The organism is Psychrobacter sp. 1044 (assembly GCF_904846525.1).
In the GTDB taxonomy this organism is placed as follows: Bacteria; Pseudomonadota; Gammaproteobacteria; order Pseudomonadales; family Moraxellaceae; genus Psychrobacter.
Genome location: NZ_CAJHAZ010000016.1, coordinates 63,413 through 69,727 on the forward strand (window position 1 = coordinate 63,413; position 6,315 = coordinate 69,727).

General features: G+C 42.9%; 6 protein-coding genes. 5 read left to right on the forward strand and 1 reads right to left on the reverse strand.

Annotated features, from left to right (window positions below):
* Nucleotides 1-211: 211 nt before the first annotated feature.
* The 5 genes from rpmI (at nucleotide 212) to JMX82_RS11550 (ending at nucleotide 5,356) form a co-directional block, all read left to right on the forward strand.
* On the forward strand, nucleotides 212-409 hold the full coding sequence (gene rpmI / locus JMX82_RS11530; RefSeq protein ID WP_010197866.1) for a 50S ribosomal protein L35: 198 nt from the start codon (nucleotides 212-214) through the stop codon (nucleotides 407-409).
* Between the two features lie 150 nt (nucleotides 410-559).
* A complete protein-coding gene (gene rplT, locus JMX82_RS11535) occupies nucleotides 560-916 on the forward strand; it encodes a 50S ribosomal protein L20 (protein WP_025651520.1) in 357 nt (118 codons plus the stop codon).
* Between the two features lie 352 nt (nucleotides 917-1,268).
* Nucleotides 1,269-2,324, forward strand: coding sequence for a phenylalanine--tRNA ligase subunit alpha (gene pheS, locus JMX82_RS11540; RefSeq protein WP_087813619.1), 1,056 nt, complete (start codon nucleotides 1,269-1,271; stop codon nucleotides 2,322-2,324).
* A gap of 71 nt (nucleotides 2,325-2,395) precedes the next feature.
* Nucleotides 2,396-4,810 (forward strand): phenylalanine--tRNA ligase subunit beta, encoded by a 2,415-nt coding sequence (gene pheT, locus JMX82_RS11545; protein WP_201540642.1) that lies wholly within the window; start codon nucleotides 2,396-2,398, stop codon nucleotides 4,808-4,810.
* A gap of 246 nt (nucleotides 4,811-5,056) precedes the next feature.
* Nucleotides 5,057-5,356 carry an integration host factor subunit alpha gene (locus JMX82_RS11550; protein WP_045445928.1) on the forward strand — a complete coding sequence of 100 codons (300 nt, stop codon included), beginning with the start codon at nucleotides 5,057-5,059 and terminating at the stop codon, nucleotides 5,354-5,356.
* 233 nt (nucleotides 5,357-5,589) lie between these two features.
* On the opposite strand, the gene JMX82_RS11555 is transcribed toward JMX82_RS11550, so the two are convergent.
* The gene (locus JMX82_RS11555; RefSeq protein ID WP_201540643.1) at nucleotides 5,590-5,940 is read right to left on the reverse strand and encodes a hypothetical protein; all 351 of its coding nucleotides are present in this window, start codon (nucleotides 5,938-5,940) and stop codon (nucleotides 5,590-5,592) included.
* Between the last annotated feature and the right edge of the window lie 375 nt (nucleotides 5,941-6,315).

Here is a 6,315-nt window from a genome sequence, read left to right on the forward strand (position 1 = left end):
CCGTTTCCAGTCCATTTATTTGCTTTCGTTCAGATTGAGGACACGCCCTAGACGAGGCGTAAAAGTTTCCTTGGCAAAACAGTGCATTATCTGCTAAAATACCGCCTCCCACCTCGAGGCAAATAGAGGTTTAGTGGGTGCTTTTACAGCCACTATTCGTTATTAACTATTTGACGACCAGGTTCTATCAAAGACAAAGAGGCAAATCATCATGAAAGTTAAGATGAAAACCAGAAGCGGTGCAGCTAAACGCTTCAAAAAAACAGCGAACGGCTTCAAGCGTAAGCAAGCAAACAAAAGCCATATCTTGACCAAGAAATCAGCTAAGCGTATTCGCCAGTTGCGCGGTCTAAAGATGGTGGACAAGTCTGACGAAGCAGCAGTTCGTCGCATGTGCCCATACATCTAGTAGGCTATCGTCATTTATCTTTAATGAAGCGCTTTTTAATTTATAGCGACTGAATTAAAAATATCTGACTTTGCAATCTGATAGCGATGTCTACTATTCGATGACATCGTGATTCGTTTAATAATGATTAAAGAAATCTTGGAGTAATTTATGGCCCGTGTAAAACGTGGTGTACAGGCGAATCGTCGTCACAAAAAAATCCTAAAACGCGCAAAAGGCTACTACGGTGCCCGTTCACGTGTTTACCGCGTAGCGGTACAAGCAGTGACCAAAGCTGGTCAATATGCTTATCGTGACCGTCGCAACAAAAAACGTACCTTCCGTCGTCTTTGGATTGCACGTATCAATGCTGGTGCACGCTTAAACGGTTTAAGCTACAGCCGCTTTATCAATGGCATGAAATTGGCTAACATCACTGTCGATCGTCGCGTACTTGCTGACATCGCTATGCATGATGCAGCGACTTTCACAGCGTTGGTTGAAAAAGCAAAAGCGGCATTAGCATAAATATTAACCTTCCTTTAGGGTTGCTGCTTGTTTAGTCAGAATTTACAAGTAGTTATCTATATGGACAGGGATAATATTGATTAATAGTATGATATTAATAAAAGCTACCGCTGGTCGGTGGCTTTTTTTATATCACATTATCTTAATACTTCATGTCACAGCCTTGTTTTAGCACCAGCGCTAAATATGCTTTGTTGAGATAGCTTTTATTATCGTCTAAATATTCAAGCCATTCATATCACTAGTATTATTTTTGAATGACTGGGTAAATGGTTTGCAATATTTGGTCAAATCCCTACAATTACCAATCACTATTATTAATAGTCCGTTTAAATCAGGAAGAATGCATCTTATGACTACCCCTGCTGCTACCACCGATTTGTCGGCGCTACCGACCTTGTCCACAGAGCTAAGCGAGCTTAATGAAGCTCAGCTGAATGAGTTGGCCAGTGCCGCTGAAGCCTTGGTTCTACAAGTAACCGATGTGCGTGCGTTACAAGATTTGCGTGTGCAATTGACCGGTAAAAAGAGCCCATTAACTGGCTGGTCAAAGCAGATGGGTAAACTCAGCAGCGACGATAAAAAAACCTACGGCGGCTGGTTACATCAAGTCCGTAGCCGTATTCAAGATGCATTGACAGAGCAGCAGCAGCAGCTAGAAGTGGCTGCACTAAATGCCAAGCTTGCAAGCGAAAGTATTGATATCACCTTGCCTGCTCGCGGTGGTCAAAAAGGTCATTTGCATCCAGTGACCATGATTACCCAGCGTATGCAGCAGTATTTTATACAAGCAGGTTTTAACGTTGCTACTGGTCCTGAAGTCGAAAGCGATTATTATAACTTTGAGGCGCTTAATATTCCGTCGCATCATCCAGCGCGCGCGATGCACGATACCTTCTATTTTGATGCGCATTATCTACTGCGTACGCATACCAGCCCCGTGCAGATTCGCACCATGGAAAAGAACGAACCGCCTATTCGCATTATTTGCCCAGGTCGCGTTTATCGCAATGATTCAGACCAAACCCATTCGCCGATGTTCCATCAGCTAGAAGGGCTTATGGTTACAGAGTCGAGCACTTTTGCCGAGCTAAAAGGCTTGATTAGTGAGTTCTTGGAAGCATTTTTTGCCAAAGAGCTGACTGTACGTTTCCGTCCGTCATTTTTCCCCTTTACCGAGCCGTCAGCTGAAGTTGATATTCTCGATGACAATGGTAAATGGCTTGAGGTTATGGGCTGCGGTATGGTACACCCACAAGTACTGACCAACTGCGGTATTGATGCCGAAAAATATACTGGCTTTGCTTTTGGAATGGGGATTGAGCGCTTCGCGATGTTATATTACGGCATCGATGATTTGCGCCTGTTTTTCCAAAATGACGTACGCTTTTTAAAGCAGTTTGGCTAGATTTTATTATTTAATAATACCTCTACCTTTACTCCAAAACCTTTATTATAAAATTCTGATCTGAGATATTTATGAAAATTAGCGAACAGTGGCTACGTCAATGGGTAAACCCCAACAATAGCAGTGAGCAATTGGCCGAACAACTCACGATGGCAGGACTTGAGATTGATGATCGCTATGCGGTTGCCCTTACCTTCAGTGGTGTGGTTGTCGGTGAAGTCATCAGCGTCGAGCAGCATCCAGATGCCGATAAACTGCGCGTTACGCAGGTTAATATTGGTGCAGCTGAACCATTACAAATCGTCTGCGGTGCGCCCAATGTGACTGTCGGTATGAAAACACCAGTTGCGACCGTTGGTGCCATTTTGCCAAGTGATGACAAAAAAGGCTTCATAATTAAAAATGGCAATCTACGTGGTGTTGCCTCCAACGGTATGTTGTGCGGCGCTTCTGAAATTGATTTAGTCGATGAAATTGATGGTCTGCTCGAATTGCCAGCAGATGCACCAATTGGTATGGATATCCGTGAATATCTAGGCTTAGACAATCAAATCCTAGATATCTCTATCACGCCAAATCGCGGTGACTGCTTTAGTGTACGCGGTATTGCGCGCGAAATATCAGTCATTAATGATTTGCCAATGCAGCTGCCTGAGATTCCTACCAATGTGGTAGTTACTGATAACGGTGCTGATACTGCTACGCTAGCGGTAACGGTTAGTGCAATTGAAGCGTGCCCACGCTATTTACTACAATCAATCAGCAATATTGATCGTAGTATCGACACCCCAAAGTGGATGCAAGATGCGCTGGTTCAATCAGGATTACGCTCGCACAATTTTTTGGTTGATGTGACCAACTATGTATTGATGGAGTTGGGTCAACCGCTACATGCGTTTGATGCCGATACTATCGAGGGCGATATCGTTGTGCGTTTGGCACAACCTGAAGAAACGATTACTTTGTTGAATGAGCAAACCATTACCTTAACCGGTGATGAATTGCTCATTGCTGATGATAAAGGCGCACTTGCACTTGCCGGAATCATGGGCGGTCAGCGTAGTAGTGTCACTGATAGCACAACCAATATTATTGTAGAAAGCGCTTTCTTTGGTCAGCTTGCTATTGCCGCACGCGCACGTCGTTTTGGTTTGCATACCGATGCCTCACAACGCTTTGAGCGTGGTGTCGATTTTGAGTTACCAGAGCTTGCTTTAGCGCGTGCTGTTGATTTGATTACGAGCATTACTGGTGGGCAAGCCGGACAAATAGTAAAAGCAGAAAGCAGTGAGCATTTACCATCTCGCACACCGATCACTTTACCAATTGCTAAAGTTCGTGATGTCATCGGTATTGAGATTGAGCCAGCAGTGATGGTTCGTATTTTGACCCAATTAGGCTTTGAGGTAGTGCAGCAAGCCGATAGCCTGATTTGCACGCCGCCATCGTATCGCTTTGACATGAGTATCAAAGAAGACCTCATCGAAGAAATTGCGCGTATCTATGGCTATGACAATATTCCGAGTGTGTTGCCGCATTTGCAAGTCAGCATGGATTATGACGATACCGCAGACTTGACACACGAGATGAAGCTGGCGCTGGTCGATAATGGTTATATGGAAGCGATTAGCTTTAGCTTTAGTGACGCAAAAATAGAAGCCTTGCTCGATGACAAAGCCCTAGGAGAAGTACTGGCACTGGCCAATCCTATTTCTAGTGACTTAGCCGTGATGCGCCGTACTTTGCTATCAAGCTTATTGCCTTGCGTGCAATATAATCTCAATCGTCAGCAGCCCCGCGTTCGTTTCTTTGAAACAGGGCTTAGTTTTGTTGGTCAAAGTATTAGTGAGTTGGTGCAGACACCAAGTATTGCGTTAGTAGCAGTTGGCGATGTCTGGGACGAGCAAGCGTATCAAAACCGTGCGTTAGACTTTTATGATCTTAAGCATGATATTGAGCAGTTATTACCTGCACAAATGGATAGCGCCCGTATTCGCTATGAGCGCAGTGAGCTTGCTTTCTTGCATCCAGGCCAAAGTGCTAAGCTTTATATTGATGATGAATATATTGGTTGGTTGGGTCAGTTGCATCCTAACACGGCTAAGCAGTTAGATTTGCCAGCTACGTGGGTTGCTCAATTATCACTTGCGCCATTACTGACCCTTGCCCGTGAGCAGCATACCATCACCACCCCAAGCAAATTTCCACAAGTACGCCGTGATATTGCCATTTTAGTAGACAGTGAGATCAGCTTACAGACATTAGAGTCGACGATACGCGCAGCAGCTGGTGAGCTATTGGCTGATCTGTGGCTGTTTGATGTGTATCAAGGCGACAACGTGCCAGCTGGTCAGCGCTCATTAGCTTTTGCGCTAATATGGCAAGACAATGCACAAACGCTATCTGATGACGCCATTAAAACCGCGACTGACAAAGTGGTACAGGCGCTAACGAAGCAACATGCAGCAAAGTTGCGTGACAGCTAACATATAACTCTTATCATAGACATGCTCTGTAGCCTCACTCTTAAAGAGGCTATAGGGCATTGCTATTTATAAGAATTATAATTTTATAAATTTTTTTTCATAAAAATAGTTAAGTGGTTATTAATAAAGGATTTTAAAGCAGTCTTTGTTAAAAAGAGCTTAGAAAACCTTTATAATAACTAGCATTAACCCTCATACCGCTAAACCATGATATTCGACATCACGACATAGCATAGGAGTCGTACTGTGAGCACCTTAACCAAATCTGACATGATTGAGCATTTGATGAGTCATCTTGACCTAACACGCCAAGAAGGCCGCTGTTTGGTAGAGAATTTCTTTGATGAATTGTCAGAGAGTTTAATTGATGGCAAAGAGGTCAAGCTTTCAGGCTTTGGCAACTTCGAGCTTAAAGATAAAAATAGCCGTCCAGGTCGCAACCCTAAGACAGGGGAGCCAGTCGCCGTATCAGCACGCCGCGTGGTGACTTTCAAAACAGGGCAAAAATTCCGTCAACAAGTTGATGAGCGTCTATTTGACGAGTAGCAGTAACTGTCAATCGTATAAAACTGAACATATAAATATATCATGACTTCATGATGGTTGTTAAAGTTACGCTTTATTATTAATGTGAGATGGTTGATCTACATTTGAAAGCGCCATTAAATATCATATTTAGCTATGAATAACCACGAACAATGGTAAATGACACGCACAAAAAAAGAGAGCTTAGGCTCTCTTTTTTTTACTACAGTATTTCTATCATATAAACGATAAAATTACTGAGCTGGTTCTTCAATAACTACAACTTCGTCAGCTGCGTCTACAGCTGGAGTTTCGCTAGCTACGTCAACGCTAGTAGTAGTACCGTCTACAGGTACTTCAGCATCGATTTCGTCAGTAGCAGTAGCAACTTGAGCATCAGCGATGTCAGCTTCAGCTTCAGCAACAGCAGCATCAGCAGTTACTTCGCCTTCAGCAGCAGCTTCGTTTAGCTCTTCTGATGCATCTTGCACTTCTTCTTGTGCGTCAGATAAATCTTCAGCAGCGTTTTCTTTGTTGCTGTCACAGGCAGTAAGGCCCATAGTTGCAGTCATGATACCAGCTAGAGCAAGTAATTTTAAGTTCATAAGGTTTTCTCCGGGAAAATGAAATGATCAGTAGCAGCAAAAAAGGTTGAAAGCTGAGATTTCTCAGAATTCAACTAGTCTTAGTTACAGCTACTCAGCTTTCACGCATTCTATAGGATTTCTATATAAATAGAAATAGGCTGTACAATTAAGTAACAATAAAATTGTAAATAGTGTTTTACATCACTTATTCGTTATAATTTTTAATACAACGAGCCAAATTAATAGACGTATAATCAATGACATCAACCTATTTTGATGACTTTTTCGATGTCTTGATTAGTGCAATATCAAGAGTCTAGGGCGTGTCCCTAATCTGTAAAAGTAAGTATAAAGGCTTTAAAATAAAGAGACTATTTCAAACAGGGCTCTCTA